Raw genomic sequence first — 25,844 nt, 5'->3', positions numbered from 1 at the left:
TTGCCGATCAAGACCGGAGGACCGCATGAACCCAGCCAGACGCACGACAGCCACAGCCGCCTTCGCGACCACCATCGTGCTCGCCACCGCCGGTGCGCTGCTCAGCACCGCGGCTACGGCCGCCTCCGCCGCGACCACCTGCGACTCCCCTGTCTACAAGCGCCAGTTCTTCGCGAACACCACCTTCTCCGGTACCCCGAAGAAGACTGACTGTGACACCACCATCGCCGAGAACTGGGGAGCGAAGGCCCCCGCTACCGGCCTCCCGAAGAACTACTTCGGCGTCCGCTGGACCGTGACACGGGACTTCGGCTCCGGCGGCCCCTTCGCTTTCGCCGCAGCCGCCCAGGACGGCATCCGCGTCTACGTCGACGGCAAGGTGAAGGTCAACCTCTGGAAGAACGTCACGACGACCCGGAACAAGACCGTCAATCTCACTGTCCCCAAGGGCAGGCACACCCTCCGCGTCGACTACGCCAACTTCACAGGCAACGCCAACGTGAAGTTCACGTACGCTCCCCGGACCCTGGCGAGCGTCGACAACGTCAAGCCGCTCCCGCCCACCGGGGCCAATGCCTCCTACAGCGCGTCGGCGGACACCGTCAAGATCGCCTGGGCGAAGAACGCGGAGATGGACCTGTCCGGCTACCGCGTCTACCAGCGACCCCCGAACTCCACTGCCTGGACCAGGGTCAGCGGCGACACCGAACTCGCGGGAACCTCGTTCACCATGGGCATACCTCCCCTGGGCAGAACCACGTACTTCGAGGTGCGGGCCGTCGACAAGGTCGGCAACGAATCGGTCGGCAGCACCGACGTGATGGTCAGCTCCGCCGACCGGACCCCGCCGGCCGTACCGAAGCCCGTGGTGGTGTACGACTCGCATCTGGACGGCGTCGTGCTGCACTGGGACGCCCCTGAGGTCGGGATCAAGTTCACACTGTCCCGTTCCGCCCCGTCCACGGGTGAGCTCACCTGGCAGACGAATTTCGCACACAACTGGACGGACGTCTCCGCACCGTTCGGCGAGACCTCCTATTACCAGGTCACGGCAACCGACGCATACGGAAACACCTCGGTCTCGGCCGTCCTCCCGCACACCCGGGAACTGGCCGTACCGAACCTCCCCCTCGTGGAGCACTGGCCGGAGGACGGCAGCGGCATCCCCCTGACCTGGTGGATGTCGCCGTACGCGCCGACGGAGTTCCGGGTGCACCGCGAGGAGCAGCTCTTCGACGAGGCGACAAGCAGCTACGTCACCGTCGACTCCCGGGTGGTGCCCTGTGCCCCGACGCTCTTTTACGTCGGACCCCGGAACGGGTACACCTGCACCGACACCACGGCCGTGCTGAGCCCGGCCAACAGGATCTACGTGTACTGGGTGACCAGCGTCGACCCGCTCGGGCGGGAATCGGATCCGTCCGCCCGTCGGCAGTTCACCTATCGTGACGGCACCCAACCCGCCTCCGGCGACACCTCGGCGGCTCCGGCCCCTCAGGCCGAGTAAAGGGTCCCGAGGGTTCGCAGAACAGGAAAGGGGCCCGGAGATTCCTCCGGGCCCCTTTCCTGTCGCATCAGCGTGCGCGTCTAGTCGGACTGCTGCCGCTTCGGCCGCCAGACCACCAACGCGCTGGTCTGCTGGACCTCCTGGTACGGAACCAGATCCCGCCGGTAGGAAGCGTGAACCGCCGCCTCCCGTTGCTGCATCGCCGCGGCGGCGCCGTCCAGTGCGGACTCCATCTCCGCCACCCGCGACTGCAGCGCGGCGACCTGGTTCTCCAGCTCGATGATGCGCTTGATGCCGGCCAGGTTGATGCCCTCGTCCTGCGACAGTGCCTGCACCGTGCGGAGCAGTTCGATGTCGCGGGCCGAGTAGCGGCGGCCCCGGCCGGCGGTGCGGTCGGGGGAGACCAGGCCCAGGCGGTCGTACTGGCGCAGGGTCTGCGGGTGCAGGCCGGACAGCTGGGCCGCCACCGAGATGACGTAGACCGGGGTCTCCTGCGTCAGTTCATACGGATTGCGTCGACGACCGTCCATCTCGGTCAGGCTCCCTTCGCCGCCTCGAACAGCTCCGCCCGCGGATCCTCGTCCACGGTCGCCTCGCGATACGCCTCCAGTGCGTCACGAGCCTTCCCCGTCAGTTCCGTCGGCACACTCACCTCGACGGTGACCAGCAGGTCTCCCCGGGTGCCGTCCTTGCGGACCGCGCCCTTGCCCCGCGCGCGCATCGTGCGCCCGTTGGGCGTGCCCGGGGGCAGCTTCAGGGTGACCGGCGGGCCGCCCAGGGTCGGGACCCTGACCTCGCCGCCGAGTGCCGCCTCGACGAACGTCACCGGCACCGTCACCGTCAGGTTGTCTTCCTTGCGGCCGAAGACCGGGTGGCTGTCGACATGGACGGTGACGTACAGGTCACCGGCCGGGCCGCCCCGCTCGCCCGGCGCTCCCTTGCCGCGCAGCCGGATGCGCTGGTTGTCCGACACCCCGGCCGGGATGCGCACCTGCATCGTCCGCGAGGACTTGGCGCGCCCCGAGCCGCTGCACACCAGACAGGCGTGCTCCGCGATCAGGCCCCGGCCCTTGCAGTCCGGGCAGGGGTCGGTGAGCGAGAACCCGCCGCCCGAGCCGCGTGCCACCTGGCCGGTGCCCACGCAGGTCGGACACACGCGCGGTGTGCCGTTCTTGTCGCCGGTGCCCGAGCAGGCCTTGCACGGTGACTGGGACGTCATGCGCAGCGGGACCGTCGCGCCGTCCACCGCCTCCGTGAAGCTCAGCGTGACCTCGGTGTCGATGTCCTGGCCGCGCCTGGGCTGCGTACGGGTGGTCCCGCCGCCGCCCCGGTTGAAGAGGCCGCCGAACACGTCTCCGATGCCTCCGCCGAAGCCGCCCGCGCCGGAGCCGGACCCGGCCCCGCCCTGGGCGCCGCCGCCGAAGAGGTCACCCAGGTCGAAGTTGAAGGAGCCGCCGCCCGCGCCCGGCCCCGGACGGAAACCGCCGTTGCCGAAGAGGGCGCGGGCCTCGTCGTACTCCTTGCGCTTCTTGGGGTCGCCGAGGACGTCGTTCGCCTCGGAGATCTCCTTGAAGCGCTCCTCCGCCTTGGCGTTGCCCTTGTTGGCGTCCGGGTGGAACTCGCGGGCGAGTTTCCGGTACGCCTTCTTGATCTCGGCCTCGGTGGCGTCCTTGGGGACGCCGAGGACCTTGTAGAAGTCCTTCTCGATGAAGTCCTTGGTGCTCATCCTCGACGTCCCTCCTTTCCGGAAGTCCCCACCTCAATGCTCACGTCAGCCCTCTTCCGGGCCACCGCTCTCCTTGCCGTCCACCGTGTCGGCCGACTCCGAGCTGCCGGCCGGCGTCGCCCCGGGCTGGGGCTCGGCCACCGCGACCCGCGCGGGACGCAGGTTGCGCTCGCCGAACCGGTAGCCCGGCTGCAGGATCGCCACGCAGGTCGTCTCCGTGACGTCCGGCGCGTACGAGTGCATCAGGGCCTCGTGGATCGTCGGGTCGAAGGGCTCGCCCTCCTTGCCGAACTGCTGCAGGCCCATCTTCGCGGCGACGGACTCCAGCGACTCGGCGACGGACTTGAACCCGCCGACCAGTTCACCGTGGTCCCTCGCGCGGGCGATGTTGTCGAGCACGGGCAGGAGTTCGGTCAGGAGACTCGCGACAGCGACCTCCTTGACCGCGATCCGGTCCCGCTCGACCCGGCGGCGGTAGTTCTGATATTCGGCCTGGAGCCGCTGGAGGTCCGCGGTGCGCTCACCGAGCGCCGTACGAACCTGGTCCAGCTGTGCCGTCAGACCGGCGACCTGTGCTGCTGCTGCGTCCCCGGCCGAGGCCGCCCCCTCCGAAGTGGGGGCGGTCTTCGGCTCGGCGTCGTCGGGGGTGGCGCCGGAAGGGACGTCGGGCTTCTCGTCGAAGCCCGGAGTCTCCTCCGTCACGCGGCACCGTCCTTACGGTCACGCTGCTCGTCGTCGACGATCTCGGCGTCCACCACGTCGTCGTCGGCCTTCGGGGCCTCGGCGCCGGGAGCGTCGTCACCGGCGGCCTGCGCGGACTGGGCGTCGGCGTACATCGCCTGGCCCAGCTTCTGCGAGACGGCGGCGACCTTCTCCGTGGAGGTGCGGATCTCGGCGACGTCCTCGCCCTTGAGCGCGGCCTTCAGCTCCTCGATCGAGGCCTCGACCTCGGTCTTGATGTCGCCGGGGACCTTGTCCTCGTTGTCCTTGAGGAACTTCTCCGTCTGGTAGACGAGCTGCTCGCCCTGGTTGCGGGTCTCGGCGGCCTCGCGGCGACGGTGGTCCTCGTCCGCGTACTGCTCGGCCTCCTGGCGCATCCGGTCGACCTCGTCCTTCGGCAGCGAGGAGCCACCGGTGACGGTCATCTTCTGTTCCTTGCCGGTGCCGAGGTCCTTGGCCGTGACGTGCATGATGCCGTTGGCGTCGATGTCGAAGGCGACCTCGATCTGCGGCACACCGCGCGGGGCCGGCGGCAGGCCCGTCAGCTCGAACATCCCGAGCTTCTTGTTGTACGCCGCGATCTCGCGCTCGCCCTGGTAGACCTGGATCTGGACGGACGGCTGGTTGTCCTCGGCCGTCGTGAAGATCTCGGAACGCTTGGTCGGGATCGTGGTGTTGCGCTCGATGAGCTTCGTCATGATCCCTCCCTTGGTCTCGATACCGAGGGACAGCGGGGTGACGTCGAGGAGCAGGACGTCCTTGACCTCGCCCTTGAGGACACCGGCCTGGAGCGCGGCGCCGATGGCGACGACCTCGTCCGGGTTCACGCCCTTGTTGGCGTCCTGACCGCCGGTCAGCTCCTTGACGAGCTCGGCGACGGCGGGCATACGGGTGGAGCCACCGACGAGAACGACGTGGTCGATCTCGGAGAGGTTGATCCCCGCGTCCTTGATGACGTTGTGGAACGGCGTCTTGCAGCGCTCCAGCAGGTCGGCCGTCAGCTGCTGGAACTGGGCGCGGGTGAGCTTCTCGTCCAGGTGCAGCGGGCCCTCGGCGGACGCCGTGATGTAGGGCAGGTTGATCGAGGTCTCGGTGGACGAGGACAGCTCGATCTTGGCCTTCTCGGCGGCCTCGCGGAGGCGCTGGAGGGCCATCTTGTCCTTGCCCAGGTCCACGCCGTGGCCGGCGCGGAACTGCTGGACCAGGTAGTCCATGACGCGCTGGTCCCAGTCGTCACCACCGAGGTGGTTGTCACCGTTGGTGGCCTTCACCTCGACGACGCCGTCACCGATCTCCAGGAGGGACACGTCGAAGGTGCCGCCACCGAGGTCGAAGACGAGGATCGTCTGGTCGTCCTTGTCGAGGCCGTACGCGAGAGCGGCGGCCGTCGGCTCGTTCACGATGCGCAGGACGTTGAGGCCCGCGATCTCGCCGGCCTCCTTCGTCGCCTGGCGCTCGGAGTCGTTGAAGTAGGCCGGGACGGTGATGACCGCGTCCGTGACCTTCTCGCCCAGGTAGGCCTCGGCGTCGCGCTTCAGCTTCTGCAGGATGAACGCGCTCATCTGCTGCGGGTTGAAGTTCTTCCCGTCGAGCTCGATCTTCCAGTCGGTGCCCATGTGGCGCTTGACCGACCGGATGGTCCTGTCGACGTTGGTGACCGCCTGGCGCTTGGCGACCTCGCCGACCAGCACCTCACCGTTCTTCGCGAAGGCGACGACGGACGGCGTGGTCCTGGCACCCTCGGCGTTGGTGATGACGGTGGGCTCGCCGCCCTCCAGAACGCTGACGACGGAGTTAGTCGTGCCCAGGTCGATGCCGACCGCACGTGCCATGTCAATTCCTCCAGCAGCAATGACGTAAAGCTATGACGCAAGCCACGACCGAGCCATGACTTGAGCGGAACAGGCTCAAGTGTGCATCACTCCCGCCGCGCGGTCAACAGAGCTGAGTCGACCCCACTCAACTCTTATCCGTTCCTTACGCGCAATTCCGCTCTGACCTGCGCCGACTGTGCGGCCGGAGGCCGCCGGAGCCCGTAAACAGGGACTCTCAGCAGCCCCAGTACGACCGTCCCGGCCACCCCCGCCACCCACCACAGCCCCGATTCCCCGGCCCACCCGCCGTGCGCGAGCACCCCCGTCAGCACCGCCCCGAAGGCACCCGCGCCGAGCAGTACGGCCGCCCCGCGCGCGGTGAGCCCCAACCGCCGCAGCCGGTGCGCGAGATGGTCCGGACCCCCGCGCGACAGGGGCCGTCCGGCCATCCGCCGCGACACGGCCACGAGCACCACGTCGGCGCCGGCGACGGCGGTGAGCGCGAACAACACCCCGGCGCTGGACGCCAGTTCGTGCCCGGTCCGCACGACCACGGCGGCCGAGGCCAGCACGAACCCGGTGAACAGGGACCCGCACGCGCCCAGGGCGATCCGCGCGGGATGCCAGTTGTGCATCAGGAACCCGGTGAGCGCCGCGGCGAGGACGCTCAGCAGCACGGCGAGCCCGTCGAGCACCTCGACGGCGGCGCACGCCCCCACCCCGAAGGCGGTCAGCACCCCGACCGTCCCGAGCAGCCCGTCGGCGTGGTCGAGGGCCCGGAAGGCGAGGGTGACGAACACGATCCAGCCGAGCGCGAGCAGCCCGACCCCGAACCCCAACTCCCCGTACGGCACCACGAACCCGGCGGCGACGGCCGTACCGACGACCAGGAACCGCGCCTTGACCCGCCGCACGTCGGCCACCAGCCCGAGCGCGCCCACACCCGCGCCGGCGACGAGCAGCTCACCGACGCCGTCCCCCAGGGGGGCGAACCCGGTCCACTCCCCCGCCCCGGCGACCAGCCCCGTCGCGAGCACGACCGCGAGTCCGCCGAGCAGTGGCAGGGGGCGCGCCCGGCGCCGGTCGAGGACGCCGAGGCGCAGGGCGAGTGTCCGCAGGAGGGCGGCGAGGACGGCGGCGAGGAACAGGGCGGCGATGGCGGCGAGGATCCCGTAGAGCACGGGTTCACGGTAGGCGCAAACGTAACAATTCTGTACGAATAACACGACTTAACATCGTCTGATCCGATCGGCTTCGATCTACGATTCAGGTAAGCCTCAGCGACCCAGATCACTCCGCCGCTGACTACAGTGCGGGCCAAGATGTTGGGTAGTCTCTGACAGACTAGCTAAGTTACCGCTTAGTAATACCCTCCGTCAGTCTTCTCCATCAGTCATTACGTGCGCAGGCCTGAGGAGCCCCTCCATGCAACTCGCCGCGATCATCGTGTCGCTCGTCCTGACCGTGATCGGCGTCGCGCTGCTCGCACGCGCCATCGGTCAGTTCGTCCGGTACTTCAAACTCGGCCAGCCGGTGCCGGCCGGCCTTCGGACGGACAACCCCTACCAGCGCAGCGTGACGCTGGTGAAGGAGTTCCTCGGCCACACCCGGATGAACCGGTGGGGCATCGTCGGCTTCGCGCACTGGTTCGTGGCGGTCGGCTTCCTGACCCTGCCGCCGACCCTCGCCCAGGCCTTCGGCCAGCTCTTCTCGGCCGACTGGACGCTGCCGGTCATCGGCGGCTTCCTGCCGTTCGAGATGTACATCGAGTTCATCGGCGTGATGACGATCCTCGGCATCGCCGTGCTGATCGTGATCCGCCTCCTGAGCCTCCCCTCGCGCCCCGGCCGCAAGTCCCGCTTCGCGGGCTCCAAGGCGGGCCAGGCGTACTTCGTCGAGTACGTCATCCTCACCATCGGCCTCGCGATCTACGTGCTGCGCGGCCTTGAGGGCGCGATCCACCACGTCGAGCACTACGAGGCCGGCTACTTCGCCTCGTACCCGCTGGTCCTGGCCTTCAAGGGCCTGAGCGTCGGCACCCTCCAGAACCTGATCTACCTCACCGCGATGATCAAGATCGGGACGTCCTTCGTCTGGATGATCGTCGTCTCGCTCAACACCAACATGGGTGTCGCCTGGCACCGCTTCCTCGCCTTCCCGAACATCTGGTTCAAGCGCGAGGCGACCGGCGGCACGGCTCTCGGAGCCCTCCAGCCGATGACGTCCGGCGGCAAGCCGATCGACTTCACCGACCCCGGCGAGGACGACGTCTTCGGCGTCAGCCAGGTCGAACAGTTCTCCTGGAAGGGCCTGCTCGACTTCTCCACCTGTACGGAGTGCGGTCGCTGCCAGTCGCAGTGCCCGGCCTGGAACACCGGCAAGCCCCTCTCCCCCAAGCTGCTGATGATGTCGCTGCGCGACCACGCCCACGCCAAGGCGCCCTACCTCCTGGCGGGCGGCGGCAAGACGGCGGAGGGCGAGGAGAAGGGCAGCGAGGAACAGCTGAAGGACGTACCCGCCGCCGCCCTCGCCGAGGCCGAACGCCCCCTCATCGGCACCCTCGAAGAGAACGGCGTCATCGACCCCGACGTCCTGTGGTCCTGCACCACCTGCGGCGCCTGTGTCGAGCAGTGCCCGGTGGACATCGAGCACGTGGACCACATCGTCGACATGCGCCGCTACCAGGTGATGATCGAGAGCGCCTTCCCGTCCGAGGCGGGCACGATGCTCAAGAACCTGGAGAAGAAGGGCAACCCCTGGGGCCTGGCGAAGAAGCAGCGCCTGGAGTGGCTCAAGGAGCTCGACTTCGAGGTGCCGGTCGTCGGCCAGGGCATCGAGGACCTGACCGAGGTCGAGTACCTCTACTGGGTCGGCTGCGCCGGTGCCCTGGAGGACCGCGCGAAGAAAACCACCAAGGCGTTCGCCGAACTCCTCCACATCGCGGGCGTCAAGTTCGCGATCATGGGCGGCGACGAGAAGTGCACCGGCGACTCCGCGCGCCGCCTCGGCAACGAGCCCCTGTTCCAGGAGCTCGGCATGGAGAACGTCATGGCGCTGAACATGGCGTTCGGCGAGGAGCTGGACGACGACGGCAAGGTGGTCCCGGAGTCCGCCAAGCCGAAGTCGGCGAAGAAGATCGTCGCGACCTGCCCGCACTGCCTCAACACCATCGGCAACGAGTACCCGCAGCTCGGCGGCGACTACGAGGTCATCCACCACACCCAGCTGCTCCAGCACCTCATCGACGACGGCAAGCTGCTCCCCGTCACCCCGGTCGAGGGCCTCATCACCTACCACGACCCCTGCTACCTGGGCCGCCACAACAAGATCTACACGCCCCCGCGCGAGATCATGTCGGCCGTCCCGGGCCTGCGCCAGCAGGAGATGCACCGCCACAAGGAACGCGGCTTCTGCTGCGGCGCCGGCGGCGCGCGGATGTGGATGGAGGAGCGGATCGGCAAGCGCATCAACAACGAGCGCGTCGACGAGGCCCTCTCCCTCAACCCCGACATCGTGTCCACGGCCTGCCCGTTCTGCCTGGTCATGCTGACCGACTCGGTCAACGGCAAGAAGAACGACGGCAAGGCGAAGGAGTCCATCACGGTCGTCGACGTCGCCCAGCTGCTCCTGGAGTCCGTGAAGACCCCGGTCACGGACGAGGACGAGCCCCCGGCAGGCGAGTCGGAGTCGGAGAGCGCACCCGAGCCTGAGCCCGTGAAGTAGGCCGGAGAGCAAGGTTGTTGGAGTGGGGCCGACGCCGGTGGCGTCGGCCCCACTCGGTTTCATCGCTCGGTTTCATCGAACTCCCGTACAACCATTGCCCGCTGTCGTGGGTCTCCTCATCGCCCCGGCGATCACCACACTCCTGGAGACCCCTTGCGCTCCCGTGCCACCCTCCTGGCCACGGCCCTCCTGGCCGCCACTCTCAGTCCGCTGACCCTCGGCGCCCCGGCGTCGGCCGCGCCCGCCAAGCACGTGGACGACTTCAACGGCGACGGCTACCGCGACCTCCTGCTCGGCGACCGGACCGCGACCGTGGCCGGCAAGCGGAACGCGGGCGCCGTCGTCGTCATCTGGGGCTCGGCGACCGGGCTGAACCCCGCCAGGCGCTCGGTGATCACGCAGAACAGCCCCGGCATCGATGGCGGCGCCGAGGCGAACGACGGCTTCGGCGCGAAGGTCACCTCGGCCGACCTGAACAAGGACGGTTACGCCGACGTCGTCGCCGGCTCCCCCGGCGAACTGCACGCCGACCGCCACGGCACGCTCACCGTTCTGTGGGGCTCCCGATCGGGCCTGACCAAGGGCAGCATCTACGCGTCCCCCGGCAGCAAGGCGGAGCCCTTCGGCCTGGACGCCGCGATCGGCGACTTCGACGCCGACGGCCAGCTGGACATCGTCTCCGTCGACGGCGACTTCGTCTGGTTCCTGCGCGGCCCGTTCACCAAGGCCGGCGGGCGCGGCAAGGCCACCAACCTCGACCCGTGGGACGGCGAGAACATCAAGTCCGAGTTGGTGGTGGCGGGCAAGGTCACCAAGGACGGCACCGCCGACTTCGCGCTCATCGGCTACGACCTGGACACCAGCAGCAACCGCGTCTGGTTCTACAAGGGTGGCCGCAACGGCCCCGCCAAGCCCTGGAAGCGCACCCTGCCCGCCTCCCCCGACCTCAGCGGCTCCAGCGCCGTGATCGCCGACTTCGACCGCAACGGCTACGGCGACCTCGCGATCGGCGTCTCCCGCTCGGGCCGGGGCGGCACGGTCCGCGTCCTGCCCGGCACAGCCACCGGCCCCTCCGGCAGGCTCCTCGCCCTCACCCAGAACACCCCGGGCGTCCCCGGCAGCGTGGAGGACAACGACCTCTTCGGGTACGACGTGTCGGCCGCCGACACCAACGGCGACGGCTACCCGGACCTGGCCGTCGGCGCCCCCTCCGAGTCGATCGACGCCAACGGCTGGGCCAACGGCTCGATCACCGTCCTGCGCGGCGGCTCCACCGGCCTGACGGGCAGGAACGCCCGCCAGTACGACCGCACCACCCCCGGCCTGCCGAACGTCTCGCCCGAGAACGGCTGGCTCGGCGCCTCACTCCTCCTGCGCGACTTCAACGGCGACGGCCGCGCCGAGCTGATCGCCACCGCCAACGAGGGAGGCCGCCTCCACCTCCTCCCCGGCACCTCGGCCGGTCCGACGGGCACGGGCTCCCGGACGCTCACCGTCCCCCAACTGGGCCTGGGCGCAAGGGCGTTCATGGGCGCGGAGCTGACGGACTGACCGCCGTACTCCACCCCCACCCCGGTGCCGTGCGGGTCGTGCTCCGCACCGGCACGGGGGTGTCTTCGCATCTCGAACACGTGCATCATTGCGTGCATCATTAGTCAGTCGTTGCCGATGGGGTCAATGGTCCGGACGAGGTGCAGGGTGCGGTTGCTGAGAGACGGTCGGGGTACGACGGGCACCACCGGGTTGGCGGCCCTCTGCACCCTGCTCGCGCTCACCGCCTGCGGCCCCCTCGCCGATGACGGCGGAGCCGCCACCCCGACCCCCGTCAAGGTCGCCAAGGCCCCCGCCCAACGCCCCATACCGCAGGGCGACGGCAGCAAGGTGGCCGACGACTTCAACGGTGACGGCCACCGCGACCTGGTCCTGGGCGACCTCGTCAAGGACCAGCTCCACACCGACGACGCCGGAATCGGCATCGTCTACGGCTCCCCGGTCGGACTCGTCCCGGGAGCACGCCAGTTGCTGAGCCCGGCCCGGCAGGCAGCGCGCACGAAGGGGCAGTTGCCCGCGGTGTTCGACGCGGAGGCGACCTGCGACCTCGACGGCGACGGCTTCACCGACCTGGTCGTGTCGACCGACCCGCCCTACGACGGCCAGGGGCAGCCCCCGGTGCCTCTGCAACTCCTCTTCGGCTCCCCCGACGGCCTCACCGGCCGCGCCGTCACCCTCGTGATCCCGGCCCAGGCACGCGCCGGCAACGACTGGCCCGACCAGCCGGTGTGCGGCGACTTCGACGGCGACGGCGCCCAGGATCTCGTCGTCCACGCCTCCGACGTACAACTCAGCTATCTGCGCGGCCCGTTCACCCGCAAAGGCGCCCCGAAGAAGGCCGGTGCGCCGATCGCCGCCCCCGGCAACGTCCCCACGGGCCCGGCGGCCGACGTGAACCACGACGGCTACGACGACCTGATCGTCCGTACGGCGGACGGCACCGCGAAGTCGGCGGTCGTCCTCGGCGGCCCCGACGGCCCGACCCGCACCGGGGCGGTGCTGCCCGAGGGCATCGACGTCGCCCTCGGCCGCTTCGGCAAGGGGCGCGACCTGGACGCGGCGGTGGGCGCGATGGGCGAAACGTCACTGTGCTACGACCTGCCCGACGCGACCCCCGGCACCCTCGCCTCCCCCGGCTCGATGCTCCACACCGGCGACTTCGACGGCGACGGCCGCGACGAACTCGTCTCCAGCGGCTCCCGGTTGAGGGTGTTCCGGGCCCCGACGGCGGCGACCGGACTCTCGACGGCCGGCATGGTGACCGTCGCGCCACCCACCCGGGGCACTACCAGGGTCCTGACGGTCGGGGACTTCGACGGCGACGGCCGGGCCGACCTGGCGGTACGGACGTACCGGGGCGAGACATGGGACGAGGTGGCCGTCTACCCCGGGGCGAAGACCAGCGGGAAGACCGGCCTGGTGGCGGCGAAGCCGTCGGTGACGTTCTCCACCTCGGAGTTCCTGTAGCGACTCACACTCGGACTCGACCTCGGACTCAGAGCAGGAAACCCTCCGCTGCCGTACAACCATTGACCAAGATCACCGGTCTACTGTCCGCGCGTCGTGTCGTACCAGCGGGCCGACCTCCGCGCCCACCCGCGACGCCGGACACCTGCCCACAACGGGGAGTACACCCATGCACAGACGCACCACCACCGCGGCCGTCACGGCCGCCCTCCTCGCCACCGGCCTGGCGCCGCTGGCCCTCAGCACACCCGCGACGGCCGCCGCCGCCAAGTTCGCCGACGACTTCAACGGCGACGGCTACCGCGACTACGCCGAGTACTCCTACGGCGCCGAGTACGAGTTCCCGGGTGGCGCCGTCAAGGTCACCTTCGGTACGGCGACCGGGCCGGGCACCAAGGTGCAGTACGTCAGCCAGAACAGCGCCGGTGTACCCGGTTCCGACGAGGCGTACGACGAGTTCGGCAACGTCCGGACCGCCGCCGACTTCAACGCCGACGGGTACGGCGACCTCGCCGTCGCCGCCACCCACGAGGGCGTGGCCGGCCGGGCCGAGCAGGGTACGGTCACCGTCCTCTGGGGCAGCCGGACGGGCCTGTCCGGCGGCACCGACATCCCGGCCAGGGCGAACACCCGGTACGCCCGGATGGGCTCGGACCTCGCGGCCGGCGACTTCAACGGGGACGGCAAGAAGGACCTGGCCGTCGTCGCGGACGGCAAGGCGTACGTCTACCGGGGCCCCATCTCCCGCTCGGGCGTGGCCGGTTCGGTGACGGCCCTGGACAAGAACGGGGGCTCCTTCAACACCACCGCCCTGATCTCGGGCAACGTGACCGGCGACAACAAGACCGACCTCGTCGTCATCGGCGACGTCATCGGCGAGAACTACATAGCCTCCGACGCCTGGTTCATCAAGGGCGGTCGCACACTGGCCCCCGGCCGCACACTCCGCCTGGAGCGCGTGAACGGCAACGGCGGCGAGGCCGAGCGCGGCGGCGACGGTGTCATCGCCGACTTCGACAAGGACGGCAAGGGCGACATCGCCATCGGCACCCCGCTGTTCTCCAAGTCCCGCGGCGAGGTGAGCGTTTGGTACGGCGCGGCAGCGGGCCCCGCCAGGTCGGCCCGCTTCACCCAGAACACGGCGGGCGTCGCCGACACCGCCGAGACGTACGACTACTTCGGCGACAGCATCGCCGCCGGCGACATCAACGGTGACGGCTACCGCGACCTCGCGATCGGCGCGGACGGCGAGAGGATCGGCACCAAGCCCTACGCCGGTGCGGTCCACGTCCTGTACGGCCGCGCCGGCGGCCTCACGACCGCGGGCTCGCAGTTCTTCGCCCGCAACTCGGCCGGCGTCCCGGGCGACGTCACCGACGGCGACGGCTTCGGCATGAAGGTGAGCCTGCGCGACGGCAACCGCGACGGCAGGGCCGACCTGTACGTCTACAGCCTCTCGGGCTCCCTGCGGCTGCTCGGCTCGGCGTCGGGGATCACGACGGCCGGGGTCACGGCGGTGCCGGACGGCCTGATCGACGGGATGCTCCCGTAACGGAGAGAAACGGGATCCTTTCCCTAGGGGAAGGGTGCGGGCCCCCTTAGGGGATGTCACAGGTCGGCAGCAAAGCGGGGTCCGGAACCCCGGGCCCCACCCGTCACTCTCCGGGACCAGGTACGTTCGATGACGTGGCTGGATTCAGGATCGGACGCGGCGGCCGGGACAACCGCCCCCCGCAAGCGCGACCGCAACAACAACCGCGGCAGCAGCCGTACGGCCAGCAGCCCCCACAGGGCGGCCCGTCGTACGGCTACCCCTCCGCGCCCCAGCAGCAGCCGTACGGTGGCGGACAGCCGTCGTACGGCAGCTCGGGCGGCGCCGGACGGCAGTGGCCCCCGCAGGCGACCGCCGACAACGGCGGCTACGGCGGGCACGGCGGCCAGGGCAGACACGGCGAGCCGGAGTACTTCGGCGACGGCGGCCAGGGACACGGACACGGGCCCCAGCAGGGGTACCCGAACGCTCCCGTGGACCCGTACGCGGCCAACAACCCTGGTCACACACAGGCGTTCAGCACCGGCGACGACCCGTACAACCAGGGCGACACCTATCGCGCCGGCTCCGCCGCGGCCCCGCCGAGCGGTCCTCGCCTGCGCTGGAAGGAACTGCTCCGGGGCATCGTCACCGCCCCCGACCGCACGTTCCTCCAGATGCGCGACTACCAGGTGTGGGCGCCGGCCCTCGTCGTCACGTTCCTGTACGGCCTGATCGCCGTCTTCGGGTTCGACGACACCCGCGAGAGCACGATAAACGCGACGCTCAGCAACGCGATCCCGATCGTGCTGACGACGGGCGTGGCGATGGTCCTGAGCGCCTTCGTCCTGGGCGTGGTCACCCACACCCTGGCCCGTCAGCTCGGCGGCGACGGCGCCTGGCAGCCCACGGTCGGCCTCTCCATGCTGATCATGTCCATCACGGACGCCCCCCGCCTGCTCGTCGCGATGTTCGCGGGCGGCGACGCCCCCGTCGTACAGATCCTCGGCTGGGCGACCTGGATCGCGGCAGGCGTCCTGCTGACCATCATGGTCCGCCGCTCCCACGACCTCCCCTGGCCGAAGGCCCTGGGCGCGTCGGCGATCCAACTGATCGCCCTGCTGTCGATCGTGAAGCTGGGCACGTTCTGACCTTCCCGGGGGCCCCTTCCCAGAGGCCCCCGGTACTTTTCCCCGGACTTCCCTCGGTACTTCCTTCAGTCCCTGACGGCCGGCTCGGACCGCTGCCGGGCGACGATCCGCAGACCGGGATCGACGTCCCGGAGAGCGGCCTCGACGTCCTCCCGGAGCCGGCGCAGCACGCTCACCCCGCTCACGACCCCGTCCGACAACGTCCAGGTGAGGACGGACCACACCGCGTCCACCCGCCCGTGCCCCGCCGACGATCCGGACCTCTGCACAGCAAGGCCGGCGGTGAAGGTGTGGCCGCCCAGAGCGCTGCCGAACGCGACGAGCACCTCGTCGTCCGTCGCCTCCAGGACGTACGCGTCGGCCAGGACCTTGGGGCAGTTCGGGGCGAGTCGTACGGACGACAGAAACGCCTCCCGGATCTCCCGCGGCTCCGCCGTGAGGCTGAACCGCAGTTCCTCGGCGACCAGTTCCTGCCCGTCACGGTGATCCCGCCGGGCGAACACATGCTGCTTCGCCTTCGCCCTGGTGTAGTCCTTGGCCTTCCCCCACAGCACGGCGAGGACCACGAAGGCCACCAGGCCCAGAACGCCCAGCAGCACCCCGGGAATCCCGTCCGAGGCGCCGGACGACGTCCCGTTCACCGGCTGCGACTCTGGTCGCGCATCTTCTTGCCGGCCGCCGCGGCACCGGCACCGGCCATCGCGAGCACGCCGTACGTGATGAACAGACCCATGCTGGTCGTCCCCACCTTCATCAGGACGGCCATGACCGCGAACAGGGCCGTGCCCGCCCCCATCAACACCTTTTCCACGCTCATCCGACTTCCTCTGTTCTCGTCACTCGACCACTGGGTTGTCGGGCCGTCGGCCCGCTGATCGGTCCTTCGTGCCGGGTCCGCTCACGGAGACGTGGACAGATCGGTGGTGCCGATCCCGAGCGGATGGCCGCAGAGCTCGGCGATGCTCTCCGTCGCCTCGCTCAGCTCCTCCGTGGAGGTCTCGTCGGCGTCCGAGATGCTGTCCAGCCGTCCCGCGTCGGAGGAGAGGTCCTCCGGTCCCTCGTAGCGGTCGGCCACGTCCGCGAGGTCACCCGCGGCGGAGAACACCGGGTTGCCGTACACCGCCCCGATCCCGAGGCGTCCGCCCAGGCTGTCGTACTCGTCGCAGACCTCCCCCTTGGCGGTCGGCCCCGTGGCGCACGCGGCGGTGCCCCACCCGAGGAGCCCCACGACCGCGACGGCGGCCGCTGTCCGGCGTAGGACGGCCTTGAGTTGATGCGTCATCGTCTTTCCCTCCCGCTCTTCCTGCGTCCTGCTGCTTTCTGTGTCCTGCTGCCTTCGTCCTGCTTCCTCGGTTGCCGTCACCGCGCGCCGCGCCACCAGCGCGAACGTGACCGAGGTACGGGCGGCGCACCCAGATGGACATCACCGCCCGCCACGACCGCGCCGTCCATGCGCACGTCGTGGCCCGCGCTGACGGAAACCCCGCCGCGCCGGGGCTCGTCCCGCCCCTCCTCCCGCCCCTCGTCCTGCCGGGCGGCCTGCTCTCCGGCGATCCGCATCGCGCAGGCGTTGTCCCCGGCCACATGCAGCCAGGCCCTGGCGTGGGTCTCCTTGACCCGGAACGTGACGGCGTGGAACGTCGTGGGCTCCACACCCGGCAGACCCGCCCGCACCACCGCGTCGTGGATCACCTCGGACACCAGGACCGCCGTGTCGCTCGCGGCCTCACCGATGGCCCGCCGCAACGGCTCACCGTCACAGAGCCGGAAGACGTGGTTGACCGCGTTCCCCGCGAAACCGTGCCCGTCGCGGTGCACCGCACCGGCGTGCACGGCGATCCTCAGCCGCAGCAACGGGTCACTGCGACGCCGGGCGCCCAGCCCGTGTTCCAGCCGGGGCAGCACCTCGGTGAACAGTTCCTGCACGGGCAGTTCCGGCGGCACGACGACGAACACACCGTCCCCCCGGTCCTCATGGGGACTCAGCCGCCACAACTCGTCGGTGAACGCCGACCGCAACTCGCCGTAGAGACCCTCGCGGCTGCGGAGCTGTTCACGGTCACTGCGGGAACTGAACCCCTGGATGTCGACGAAGAGCAAAGGGGCGTGCTGGGACGGGCCGGGCCTGGAGCGAGCGGACACGACGGACATCACTCATCACTTTCTGCGGGAAGTACGCCACGGGCAGGGGCCCTACGAGACGGGGCTGGAGGCTTACGAGACCGGACCGGGGCCTAGGACGTCGGGATCTGGAACATCCCGCACTTGAGTTGTTGGCTCCTCGCGTCCACCAGCGAGAGGAACACCCCGGCGTCGCAGACCTTCAGCAGGCCGTAGTCGGAGGAGTTCAGCTGCCAGCGCCCACCGGACCGGACCAACCGCACCGTGCCCTGTTCCCTGCCGTCCCAGCTGAGCACGGTCTGGACGCCGGAGTCGGTCTTCTCCGTCTCGCCGACCCCGACCTCGTCCACCCGCTCCCGGTACGACGCCGACTTCGCGGCGAACGCCGCGCTCATGCCGGTCTCGCAGGTACCGTCACCGGGCTGCGTGAGATAGCACCAGGAGGCCGCGTCCCCGATCCGTTCGGCCACCCTGATCTGCTCGACCGTGTGCCGGGCGCCGTCGAGCCCGGCCTCGTCGACCACCGACCGGTCGACCGCGTCACCGGCGCCGAGGGAGATCCCGGTCCAGATCGTGCCGGACAGGACGACGACCGCCAGGCCGCCGGCGAACAGGGGGTTCGCGAAAGCCCACCGCTGGATCTTCTGGATCTTCTGGACGATGGTGACGTCCCCGCCGGCCACGACCGCGCCCGGCCCGATGGTGGTCGCGCCACCCGACTGGATGTTCACCTGGTTCTGTCCACCGCGGACGTCCTGCGCCTGACCGTAGGGCGACCCATGCTCTCCGGACATCTGTCACACCTGTCTGCTCATGTGCTTAGAGAACACATAGAAGCAACCCCAAGCTGAACAAAAAGATGCAACTGCCTCACTAAGCGACACGAGTTGGAGAAGGTCCCCGGGTGAGACACAAGACTTTCTGGGAGACGCTCGCCGTCGACGAGCGCGAGGCCATGGAGCGGGTGGGCAGGGTCCCCCGGAAGCCGTTCGAGCCCGGGGACACGATCTTCCGGCAGAGCGACGAGGCCGACCGGGCCGCCGTGATCATCAACGGCAGGTGCCGCGTGCTCTGGCACGGCGAGAACGAACGCACGACCTATCTGGCCTCCCGCCGGGACGGCGAACTCATCGGCGAGATGGGCCTCCTGGACCACGGCCCCCGGAACGCGACCGTGACGGCACTGACCCGCACCTACATCCGCTGGTACGGACGCGAGGTGTTCGAGGGGCTGCTCCTGGAGCATCCGGGAATCCTGCGGAAGCTCTCCATGACCGTATGCACACGGCTGAAGGAGTCGGACCACCACCGGATCGTCATAGCGAGCGCTCCGGCCCGCCTCAGACTCGGTCGTCTACTCCTCAGCCTGGCCGAGGCGGAGGGCGTGAACACCCCCCTCGGCGTCGAGATCAGGGAGGTGACGCAGGAGAACCTCGGCGACTGGCTGGGCACGGGCCGGGAGGCCGCCGGCCGGCGAGTGAGAGAACTGCAGGCACGGGGATTCCTCGCCGACTCCCCGTCGAGATCCCGAATCGTCGTCACCGACCCGGAGGGCCTGCGCCGGCACGCGTTCGGCGCGGAACCCATGACCTTCCCCCTGAAAACCGTCCCCTTACAGCCCCCACCCCGCGACGCCCCCACCCCGACCGGGCCGGCGCCTCACGTCAGACCGCTTCCCGGTTCTCCTTCGGAGCCTGGCCCGACCTGTGGACCGGAGGCAGAACAGACCAGGGAAAGTTGATCCAGTCGTCGGTCCGCTTCCACACGTACTCGCACTTCACGAGGGACTGCGCCTTCTCGTAGATCACCGCGGAACGCACCTCCGCGACAGCTCCGAGGCAGAAGTCCCGCACCAACTTGAGCGTCTTGCCGGTGTCGGCGACGTCGTCGGTGATGAGGACCTTCTTGTCGGAGAAGTCGATGGCGTTCGGGACGGGCGCGAGCATGACGGGCATGGGAAGCGTGGTCCCGACGCCGGTGTAGAACTCGACGTTGACCAGATGGATGTTCTTGCAGTCGAGCGCGTACGCCAGCCCACCGGCGACGAACACCCCACCTCGCGCGATGCTGAGCACGACATCGGGCTCGTACCCGTCGTCGGCGATGGTCTGCGCGAGTTCGCGAACGGCGACGCCGAACGCCTCGTAGGTCAGGTTCTCCCTGATGTCACTCATGCCGCCGCCCTCACACCTGGGTGGGCTGGAGGTGGAGGGAGGAACGGCGGGCAGTGGGCCCGCACTCGGGACGCACGTCAATGTCGGAGAGAAGCACGTCCCGAGGATACGCAGTACCAACCGCTGCTCACGGCTGTCCACCACTGCTCACGACTGTCTACCGCTGGTTCTCCATATGCTTCTCCGGAGCCACCGGGACCACGCTGCGAAGCCTGGCGCACCGGGGGCACCGGATGAGCCGGCCAGGGCCGAGCCGCTCGGCTTGCTGCATCGGAAGCGAAACGGTGGTGAACACGTGCCCCTCGGCACAACGGACGACGGTACGTTCCATCAAGTCCAAGAGTCCCTTCCCCAAGAACCGCGCCTGAACTGCTACTTACCTCGTGACAAATGCCACATTACGGTATTCGGGAGTTGACCCTGCGGACGGCGCTCCAACCCGCTGGACCCTCTCCCGCACCGACACCGTACGCCCCGACTTCCGCCCCTCGCAGCCCCGGTGGCGGTGGGGTCGCAGAGGGGTCCGGGCGTCGTCTGGGCGTAGTCTGGGCCGCGAATGTCACCTGGACGGCAGGACGGAATCGTAGCGATGGCCCTTCCCAACCCCCTGCATCCGGTTGCCGAGGAGCCCAACTCGCAGCATTCCCAGGCCACCCAGTGCCGCCTCGACGCCTACCTCGCTTCCGCCCTGACTGGACTCGACGACGACCAGCGGAAATACCTGTTCGAGATCTCCGACGCCGTGGCCACCACCTGCGCCGGCAACAATGTCCGGCTGTACGAGCCCAGGAAAGTGACCGACCCGGTCCACCACACCACCGTGCCGGATGTGGAGGTGTTCCGGACGGACCGCCGGCGAGTCATCAACTCCGACCTCCTGATCTATCTCGCGCATCATCCGAGTACGGGTGCGGGACAGGAACTCGTCTTCGCCCAGGAGGCCATCGTCCCGATTCTGGTGGTCGCACACATGGACACCAGGATCAGTCGCATGGTGACCGGAATTCCCGGCCCGCTCACCCTGGTGCGTTACGACACGCTCACCTGCCTCACGGAGCGGCTCGAACAGGAGATCCTCGATCTGCAGCCGAAACTGCTGCAGCGCAGGATCGCCCTGGCGGAACTCGAACAACCCCGCGTGGGCACGCACATCAGGGAACTGCGCGAGGCGCGGAACATGACCCATCGGCAGGTGGCGGAATCCACGAGGATTCCGAACGCGTTCACTCCCGAACAGCTCAGGCAGTGGGAACAGAGCAGCGACAGGTTGAACAACCTGAGCCTGACCCAACTCCAGGAGATCGCGTCCGCGCTGAGCGTGAGCATCAAGGATCTCGTGTAGTTGTTTGCCAAGGCGGCAGTATGTGAAGTAGCGAAATATGAAGCAGCGATATTTTGAGCAGCGCGCAAGGAGAGGGAATTTCGTGGAGTACGCCGCGTACGCAGATCGTGCACCTGATTCGCAATATCGTACGATCCTGGGTGCCATCCTGGAGCACGGCGCCGCGACGCCCACGCGACAAGGGCCGGATGCTCTGACCCTCATGCAGCAGACCATGAGCTTCGATCTGGCCAATGGTTTCCCGGTCATCACCGAGCGCAGCATGGCCAGGTTCTGGCGCAAACCCATCGGGGAACTCTGCGCGTTCATCAACGGGGCGACCACGCTCGACGAACTCGCCGAGTTCGGCTGCGACTGGTGGGGACCCTGGGCGAGTGAGGGAAAGACGTCGCGCCGCGGACTCCCGCCGGGCGGTCTGGGCCCCGGATCCTACGGAGGGGCGTTCCACGACTTCCCCACCGTGGAGGGAAACGGCTTCGACCAGTTCAAGCACCTGGTGGAGCAATTGACCGAACTCCCCAACGATCGCACCCACTTCGTCAGTCCGTGGATTCCGCAGTACCAGACCCGCGGAACGGGAAAGGTCCCGAAGACCACCATTTCCCCCTGTCACGGCTGGGTCCACGTGAGGGTCATCGGCGGCCGTCTCCACCTGCACATGTTCCAGCGTTCAGGGGACGTTCCCGTCGGCGTCCCGTCCAACATGATTCAGTACGCGGCCCTTTTGCTGATGCTCGAACACCTCACGGGAATCCCGGCCGCGCGCTACTACCACACCCTTTCCGACGCCCATGTCTACGCGGACCAGGTCGACAGCGTGAAGGTCATGATGGATCGGGAATTGCGGCGATTGCCGACGGTCACCCTCAACGAGAGCGGACGCCAGGTGAAGGACATCCACGAATTCCGCGGCGAACACTTCGACTTGGCCGACTACGAGCCGCATGCCGCCATCGGATCGATTCCGGTCGCGACGTGACCGTGAAAAGGTCGTTGATCGTCGCGGCCTCGGAGAACGACGTCATCGGCCGTGACGGGGATCTGCCGTGGCATCTGCCGGGAGACCTGCGGTACTTCAGGGACGTCACGCGTGGGCATGCCGTGGTGCTGGGCCGCCTCACCCACGAGTCGATCGTCGCCCGCCTCGGGCGCCCTCTGCCCGGCCGCACCAGCGTGGTGGTGAGCACGACTGCCCACGCCGACTCGGAGAACGTGCGGTGGAAGTCCTCGGTCGAGTCGGCGCTGGCCGAGGCCGAGGCGCTGGAGCGGGCGTCCGGACAGGACGAGGTCTTCGTGATCGGCGGAGCCACCGTCTACCAGCAGGCGCTGCACGCCGTGGACAGGGTCTATCTGACGCGGGTGCGCACGCGGGTGGAGGGTGACTCCCGGATGCCCGCCGGCTGGCTGGAGGGCTTCGCCCAGACGTCGCGCGTCGATGTCGAGGCGGGGGCGAACACGGGCGGAGGTACGGGCGCGGGAGCCAGCGGGGACAGCTCGGCTTTGGCCCACTCGTTCCTGCGCTACGAAAGGGTGCCCGCGTGAGCCTGTACTACTTCGGCAACTGCCGTACGGAGGAACAGCGCGCGGAGATGGAGCGGCTGGACAACGCCGGCATCTGCCTCTTCTGCCCGGACGTCCTCCGTGAGCACGAGAAGCAGCAGATCCTCTGGGAAACCGCGCACTGGATGGTCACGCCCAACGAGTTCCCTTACGCCGGGACGCGGGTGCATCTGCTGCTCATCCCGAAGGAGCACGTCACCGATCTGCTGGACCTCTCCACCGAGGCCCGCGCGGACTTGTGGGACGTCCTGGCGTCCGCGAAGGACAGGTACGGCCTGGACCACTACGGCCTGGGCGTCCGCAACGGCGACTGCCGGTACACGGGCGGGACCATAAGGCACCTGCATGTGCACGTGCTCACGGGCCAGGGCGAGGTGGGGGCCGATGAAGAGTTCGTCCCGGTCCGGATGAGGTTCACTTCGGCGCCGGGTCGCTAGAAGAGCCGGCAGAGTCGGTCGCGTTGCCGGAGTGGGCGGGGGCGACGGGGGCATCGTCCGCGTCCGGGGCCATGTCGACCCAGACGAGCTCGACACCTCCCGAGCGAAGGATCTCGTCGCCGTCCAGCATCGAGTAGGGCCCGGCGAAGAAGCACCGCTGGAATCCGGCCTCGACCACGAGCCGGGCACAGGCGGGACAGGGGAACGTACTGACGTAGAGGTCCGCCCCCGCCAGGCCGAGCCCGTCGCGGGCAGCCGCGGCGACCAGGGACGCCTCGGCATGGATGGCGGTGGACAGGTCCGGCCGCAGCCCTCTGCTGAAGTCGTTGCGCGGATCGCCGTCGATGTAGGGCGCGTACTCGGTCGGGTGGTGGTGGTTGTGGGCGACCTTGAGGATCTCGCCCTCGCGTACGGCCACCGCGCCGACCTGCCGCCACCAGTCCGAGCTGCGGCGCGATTCGCGCTCGCTCCGAACCATGAAGCGCCGGTCCAGACTCGCCCGTGAGATCCGGTAGTCGAACCGGACGGGCTTGGTCGCGCGGCTCCACTCTCGGTCCCAGCGCAGGAACGTCGTCTCGAACCGAAGCTGGGTTGCCTTGCCAGGGAAGTCCGGCAGTTCGGTGAGCCGGTGCATGATCTCCTCGTCCGGCAGGACGACGACGTCGGCCCGTACGACGTCGGCCAGTTCGTCCGGTTCGACCAGCAGCACACGCGTGTCCGGAACGATCAGACGGGCGTGCTCCACCGCGCGCTCCGGGCTCAGGGCACGGATCTCCTTGGCGAGTTTGGGAAAGACGTCCCTGAACCGCCGCCCGAGGACCAGGATCTCGTCGGAGTCGGCATGCCGCTGGAGAAAGGCCTCGTAGCCGGCGTGCACGACAGGCAGGTACAGGATGGTCTGCTTCACAACACAGCCCGCTTCTCTCACAGTGCGCTCTCTCTGACCGTCGTCCTCTGTGACCGTCGTCCTCTCTAGGCGTCCTTCTCTTCGGTGAGCCCCAGTTGGAGGCGGCGCAGCCGGGCGGAGGTGCTGACGGTCGCCATCCGGTCCAGCACCTCGACGCGGACGCAGTACTTCGCCTCCAGCTCGACGATCTCCTCGGCCGTGTAGGTATCGGCGGTGGCGACGAGCACATCGGGGCGGACGGCGTCGATGAGACCCCAGCGAGGGTGGTTGACCTGCTTCAGGGTGACGAGGCCGACACCACGCTGATGGGTCACCATGCGCAGCCGTTCCATCTCGGGCACGGCGGGCCGGTTGGGGCCCTTGCGCTGCCTGATCTTCTCATCGCTGTCGAGGCCGACGATGAGAAATTCACCGTACTTCCGGGCAGCCTCCAGATACATCGAATGACCCTCGTGGATGATATCGAAAGAGCCACTCGTCAACACGACTCGCATGCCCAGGACACGAAGCGCCCGGACAATTTCCGTAATCTTTTCGTAATCTTCTACGAAACGCAAGTCGAAGTGAGATTCATCTGCGAAGAGATCTTTGCCGAACATAGGATCCTCGCGAATCAAGTCATTGGCCCATGGGGCATTTTTTGACCTGCTCGTCATTTTCCTCTTGGCCTCATCGGGTCTGTCTGGGGCGGACTGCGAACCTTCGCCCCCACCGCAGTCGAGCCTCTCTCGAGTCTCTGCCGAGGTAGGGGTAACGCCTCGATCGTAGCCGCGCACCTGACCCACCCGCCTCCCTTCAGCACTGTCGCCCCCCGGAACAGTCCGCTCCCGCGGCTCACCCCAACCCGAGCCGTCGCACAGAGCGCTCCAAAATCCTTCCACAATAGGCGAGTTCACCGTAAGGTGGGCGCGATTGGGCCCACTGCGCACCGTAAGGGAAGGCCAGGGAATGGTTGCTGAAAGTGGTCGGCGCCCCCAGCGCCCCGGTTGCCTCCTCTCCCAACAGGAACTGCTCAGCGAGCTGCAGAGCTCGGAACGCATCTTCCGATCGACGTCCTGGAAGCCCGAACAGCTGCTCGGGGCGGGCTACTCGGTCCGCCTCGGCGACGACTTGCTGGTGATTCCCGACAACCCCGGGGATGCCAAATACACGGCCATCAAGGGCGCCAACGTGATGCCCGAGTTCACGCTGGCACCGGGTGACACGGCACTGATCTCCACGATAGAGAAATTCTCGTTCGATTTCGACATCACCGCGACGATCGGCGACAGATTCGGCCTGGCGGCCAAAGGGCTGCTGATTCTGCACGGTTCGACCGTCCACCCCGGTTACGGCCGGGAGTTCGACACGGAGAACGGCGACTGGCACATCAAGGCCGACGAGCGGCTCTACTTCATCGTGGCGAATGTCGGCCCGAAGAACATCACGATGCGAAAAGGCGACGCGATCGCCTATCTACAGTTCTTCGAAATCGAGCGGGTGCCGGAAAATCCCGTGGCGAACGTGGGGTTCGAGCATCTGAGCACGCTTTTCGGGGCGGGCCAGCACACGGAGGACGGCGGGCTGTCCTACTTCCGCAACGTCAAGGACCTCCGCACCGAGGTCGAGAGTGAGCGCCAGAGGATCGACAGCGCGCTGTCGGACATGGGACGCACCATCGAGGCCAACCACACGGAGATGAGAAACCGAGCGACCGACGCCCAGACGGCCGTCGACCGCGTCACCAACACGAGCAACATGATCGTCGTGTTCGGGGTGTTCCTGATCGCGACCACGCTACTGGGGGTCGTACTGGTGATGCTGGGCGACCTGATCGACAAACTCGCCGACATGGATGCCTGGAAGGTCACCCTGGTCGCCGCGCTGGGGTCGCTTTACGCGGGAGCGACGGTCACGGGGACGGTACTGGTGGCGAGGGCGGCGGGACAGGCGGTTCGGGTCGAGGGGACGGGGGACGGCGGGAGCGCGGGCGGCAGCAGCGGCTGAGGCCTCATCGCCGAGGGTGCGCCGGCTGGCGATGGGCGACCGGAGGGGCACTGCCGTGCACCACCGCAGCGCCCCTCACCGGCCCGGAAACACCCGGGCTCGGTGCCGCGCAGATGAGGTACAGTTG

General features: G+C 68.6%; 25 protein-coding genes. 12 read left to right on the top strand and 13 right to left on the bottom strand.

The window, feature by feature from the left end:
• Positions 1 to 25 precede the first annotated feature (25 nt).
• A complete protein-coding gene (locus PV734_RS40100) occupies positions 26 to 1,507 on the top strand; it encodes a PA14 domain-containing protein (protein WP_319294352.1) in 1,482 nt (493 codons plus the stop codon).
• Between the two features lie 80 nt (positions 1,508 to 1,587).
• Here PV734_RS40100 and PV734_RS40095 read toward each other — a convergent pair whose 3' ends face one another.
• From PV734_RS40095 to PV734_RS40075, 5 genes are all read right to left on the bottom strand, one after another.
• On the bottom strand, positions 1,588 to 2,037 hold the full coding sequence (locus PV734_RS40095) for a heat shock protein transcriptional repressor HspR (RefSeq protein ID WP_319092874.1): 450 nt from the start codon (positions 2,035 to 2,037) through the stop codon (positions 1,588 to 1,590).
• A gap of 5 nt (positions 2,038 to 2,042) precedes the next feature.
• Positions 2,043 to 3,233, bottom strand: coding sequence for a molecular chaperone DnaJ (gene dnaJ / locus PV734_RS40090; RefSeq protein WP_319092876.1), 1,191 nt, complete (start codon positions 3,231 to 3,233; stop codon positions 2,043 to 2,045).
• A 45-nt stretch (positions 3,234 to 3,278) separates the two neighbouring features.
• Positions 3,279 to 3,935, bottom strand: a complete 657-nt coding sequence (gene grpE, locus PV734_RS40085; RefSeq protein ID WP_319092877.1) for a nucleotide exchange factor GrpE — start codon at positions 3,933 to 3,935, stop codon at positions 3,279 to 3,281.
• Positions 3,932 to 5,785: a molecular chaperone DnaK gene (gene dnaK / locus PV734_RS40080; RefSeq protein WP_319092878.1), complete on the bottom strand. Its 1,854-nt coding sequence runs from the start codon at positions 5,783 to 5,785 to the stop codon at positions 3,932 to 3,934. The genes grpE and dnaK overlap by 4 nt, the downstream gene beginning before the upstream one ends.
• 134 nt (positions 5,786 to 5,919) lie before the next feature.
• A complete protein-coding gene (locus PV734_RS40075; protein WP_319092879.1) occupies positions 5,920 to 6,948 on the bottom strand; it encodes an MraY family glycosyltransferase in 1,029 nt (342 codons plus the stop codon).
• A 244-nt stretch (positions 6,949 to 7,192) separates the two neighbouring features.
• On the opposite strand from PV734_RS40075, the gene PV734_RS40070 reads away from it, so the two are divergent.
• From PV734_RS40070 to PV734_RS40050, 5 genes are all read left to right on the top strand, one after another.
• Entirely contained in the window at positions 7,193 to 9,490 is a 2,298-nt protein-coding gene (locus PV734_RS40070; RefSeq protein ID WP_319294350.1) for a heterodisulfide reductase-related iron-sulfur binding cluster, read from the top strand.
• A gap of 153 nt (positions 9,491 to 9,643) precedes the next feature.
• Entirely contained in the window at positions 9,644 to 11,041 is a 1,398-nt protein-coding gene (locus PV734_RS40065) for an FG-GAP and VCBS repeat-containing protein (protein ID WP_319092881.1), read from the top strand.
• 147 nt (positions 11,042 to 11,188) lie between these two features.
• Entirely contained in the window at positions 11,189 to 12,508 is a 1,320-nt protein-coding gene (locus PV734_RS40060; protein ID WP_415924345.1) for an FG-GAP repeat domain-containing protein, read from the top strand.
• A gap of 169 nt (positions 12,509 to 12,677) precedes the next feature.
• Positions 12,678 to 14,060 carry an FG-GAP and VCBS repeat-containing protein gene (locus tag PV734_RS40055; RefSeq protein WP_319294347.1) on the top strand — a complete coding sequence of 461 codons (1,383 nt, stop codon included), beginning with the start codon at positions 12,678 to 12,680 and terminating at the stop codon, positions 14,058 to 14,060.
• A 53-nt stretch (positions 14,061 to 14,113) separates the two neighbouring features.
• Positions 14,114 to 15,190, top strand: coding sequence for a Yip1 family protein (locus PV734_RS40050; protein ID WP_319092883.1), 1,077 nt, complete (start codon positions 14,114 to 14,116; stop codon positions 15,188 to 15,190).
• Between the two features lie 65 nt (positions 15,191 to 15,255).
• On the opposite strand, the gene PV734_RS40045 is transcribed toward PV734_RS40050, so the two are convergent.
• From PV734_RS40045 to PV734_RS40025, 5 genes are all read right to left on the bottom strand, one after another.
• On the bottom strand, positions 15,256 to 15,831 hold the full coding sequence (locus PV734_RS40045; protein WP_319092884.1) for a hypothetical protein: 576 nt from the start codon (positions 15,829 to 15,831) through the stop codon (positions 15,256 to 15,258).
• Positions 15,828 to 16,007: a hypothetical protein gene (locus tag PV734_RS40040; protein WP_319092885.1), complete on the bottom strand. Its 180-nt coding sequence runs from the start codon at positions 16,005 to 16,007 to the stop codon at positions 15,828 to 15,830. The genes PV734_RS40045 and PV734_RS40040 overlap by 4 nt, the downstream gene beginning before the upstream one ends.
• An 81-nt stretch (positions 16,008 to 16,088) precedes the next feature.
• Complete coding sequence (locus PV734_RS40035) at positions 16,089 to 16,472, bottom strand: molybdenum ABC transporter substrate-binding protein (RefSeq protein ID WP_319092887.1); 384 nt, start codon at positions 16,470 to 16,472, stop codon at positions 16,089 to 16,091.
• Positions 16,473 to 16,549: 77 nt separating this feature from the next.
• Complete coding sequence (locus PV734_RS40030; protein WP_319294345.1) at positions 16,550 to 17,341, bottom strand: adenylate/guanylate cyclase; 792 nt, start codon at positions 17,339 to 17,341, stop codon at positions 16,550 to 16,552.
• A gap of 83 nt (positions 17,342 to 17,424) precedes the next feature.
• Positions 17,425 to 18,105: a hypothetical protein gene (locus PV734_RS40025; protein WP_319294343.1), complete on the bottom strand. Its 681-nt coding sequence runs from the start codon at positions 18,103 to 18,105 to the stop codon at positions 17,425 to 17,427.
• Between the two features lie 110 nt (positions 18,106 to 18,215).
• Between PV734_RS40025 and PV734_RS40020 the strand changes: the two genes are divergently transcribed.
• Entirely contained in the window at positions 18,216 to 19,052 is an 837-nt protein-coding gene (locus PV734_RS40020; protein WP_319092890.1) for a Crp/Fnr family transcriptional regulator, read from the top strand.
• Here the strand turns inward: PV734_RS40020 and PV734_RS40015 are convergent.
• Positions 18,976 to 19,485: a phosphoribosyltransferase gene (locus PV734_RS40015; RefSeq protein WP_319092891.1), complete on the bottom strand. Its 510-nt coding sequence runs from the start codon at positions 19,483 to 19,485 to the stop codon at positions 18,976 to 18,978. The two genes, PV734_RS40020 and PV734_RS40015, sit on opposite strands and share 77 nt — an antisense overlap.
• A gap of 589 nt (positions 19,486 to 20,074) precedes the next feature.
• Here PV734_RS40015 and PV734_RS40010 point away from each other — a divergent pair.
• From PV734_RS40010 to PV734_RS39995, 4 genes are all read left to right on the top strand, one after another.
• Positions 20,075 to 20,827 carry a helix-turn-helix transcriptional regulator gene (locus tag PV734_RS40010; protein ID WP_319294341.1) on the top strand — a complete coding sequence of 251 codons (753 nt, stop codon included), beginning with the start codon at positions 20,075 to 20,077 and terminating at the stop codon, positions 20,825 to 20,827.
• An 82-nt stretch (positions 20,828 to 20,909) separates the two neighbouring features.
• Complete coding sequence (gene thyA, locus PV734_RS40005) at positions 20,910 to 21,806, top strand: thymidylate synthase (RefSeq protein ID WP_319294339.1); 897 nt, start codon at positions 20,910 to 20,912, stop codon at positions 21,804 to 21,806.
• Complete coding sequence (locus tag PV734_RS40000; protein ID WP_319294337.1) at positions 21,803 to 22,369, top strand: dihydrofolate reductase; 567 nt, start codon at positions 21,803 to 21,805, stop codon at positions 22,367 to 22,369. The genes thyA and PV734_RS40000 overlap by 4 nt, the downstream gene beginning before the upstream one ends.
• Entirely contained in the window at positions 22,366 to 22,824 is a 459-nt protein-coding gene (locus tag PV734_RS39995; RefSeq protein ID WP_319092895.1) for an HIT family protein, read from the top strand. The genes PV734_RS40000 and PV734_RS39995 overlap by 4 nt, the downstream gene beginning before the upstream one ends.
• Here PV734_RS39995 and PV734_RS39990 read toward each other — a convergent pair.
• Together PV734_RS39990 and PV734_RS39985 are read right to left on the bottom strand one after the other, a co-directional pair.
• A complete protein-coding gene (locus PV734_RS39990; RefSeq protein ID WP_319092896.1) occupies positions 22,802 to 23,731 on the bottom strand; it encodes a deaminase in 930 nt (309 codons plus the stop codon). The two genes, PV734_RS39995 and PV734_RS39990, sit on opposite strands and share 23 nt — an antisense overlap.
• Positions 23,732 to 23,796: 65 nt before the next feature.
• A complete protein-coding gene (locus PV734_RS39985) occupies positions 23,797 to 24,225 on the bottom strand; it encodes an adenylyltransferase/cytidyltransferase family protein (protein ID WP_319198810.1) in 429 nt (142 codons plus the stop codon).
• A gap of 418 nt (positions 24,226 to 24,643) precedes the next feature.
• Here PV734_RS39985 and PV734_RS39980 point away from each other — a divergent pair, with 418 nt between their 5' ends.
• Entirely contained in the window at positions 24,644 to 25,717 is a 1,074-nt protein-coding gene (locus tag PV734_RS39980; protein ID WP_319092898.1) for a dCTP deaminase domain-containing protein, read from the top strand.
• Positions 25,718 to 25,844 lie beyond the last annotated feature (127 nt).

Origin of the sequence: Streptomyces sp. AK08-02 (assembly GCF_033795085.1) — a bacterium.
GTDB lineage: Bacteria > Actinomycetota > Actinomycetes > Streptomycetales > Streptomycetaceae > Streptomyces > Streptomyces echiniscabiei.
Note: the sequence above shows the minus strand (reverse complement) of the source record. Positions and strands in the feature narration are given on the sequence as shown.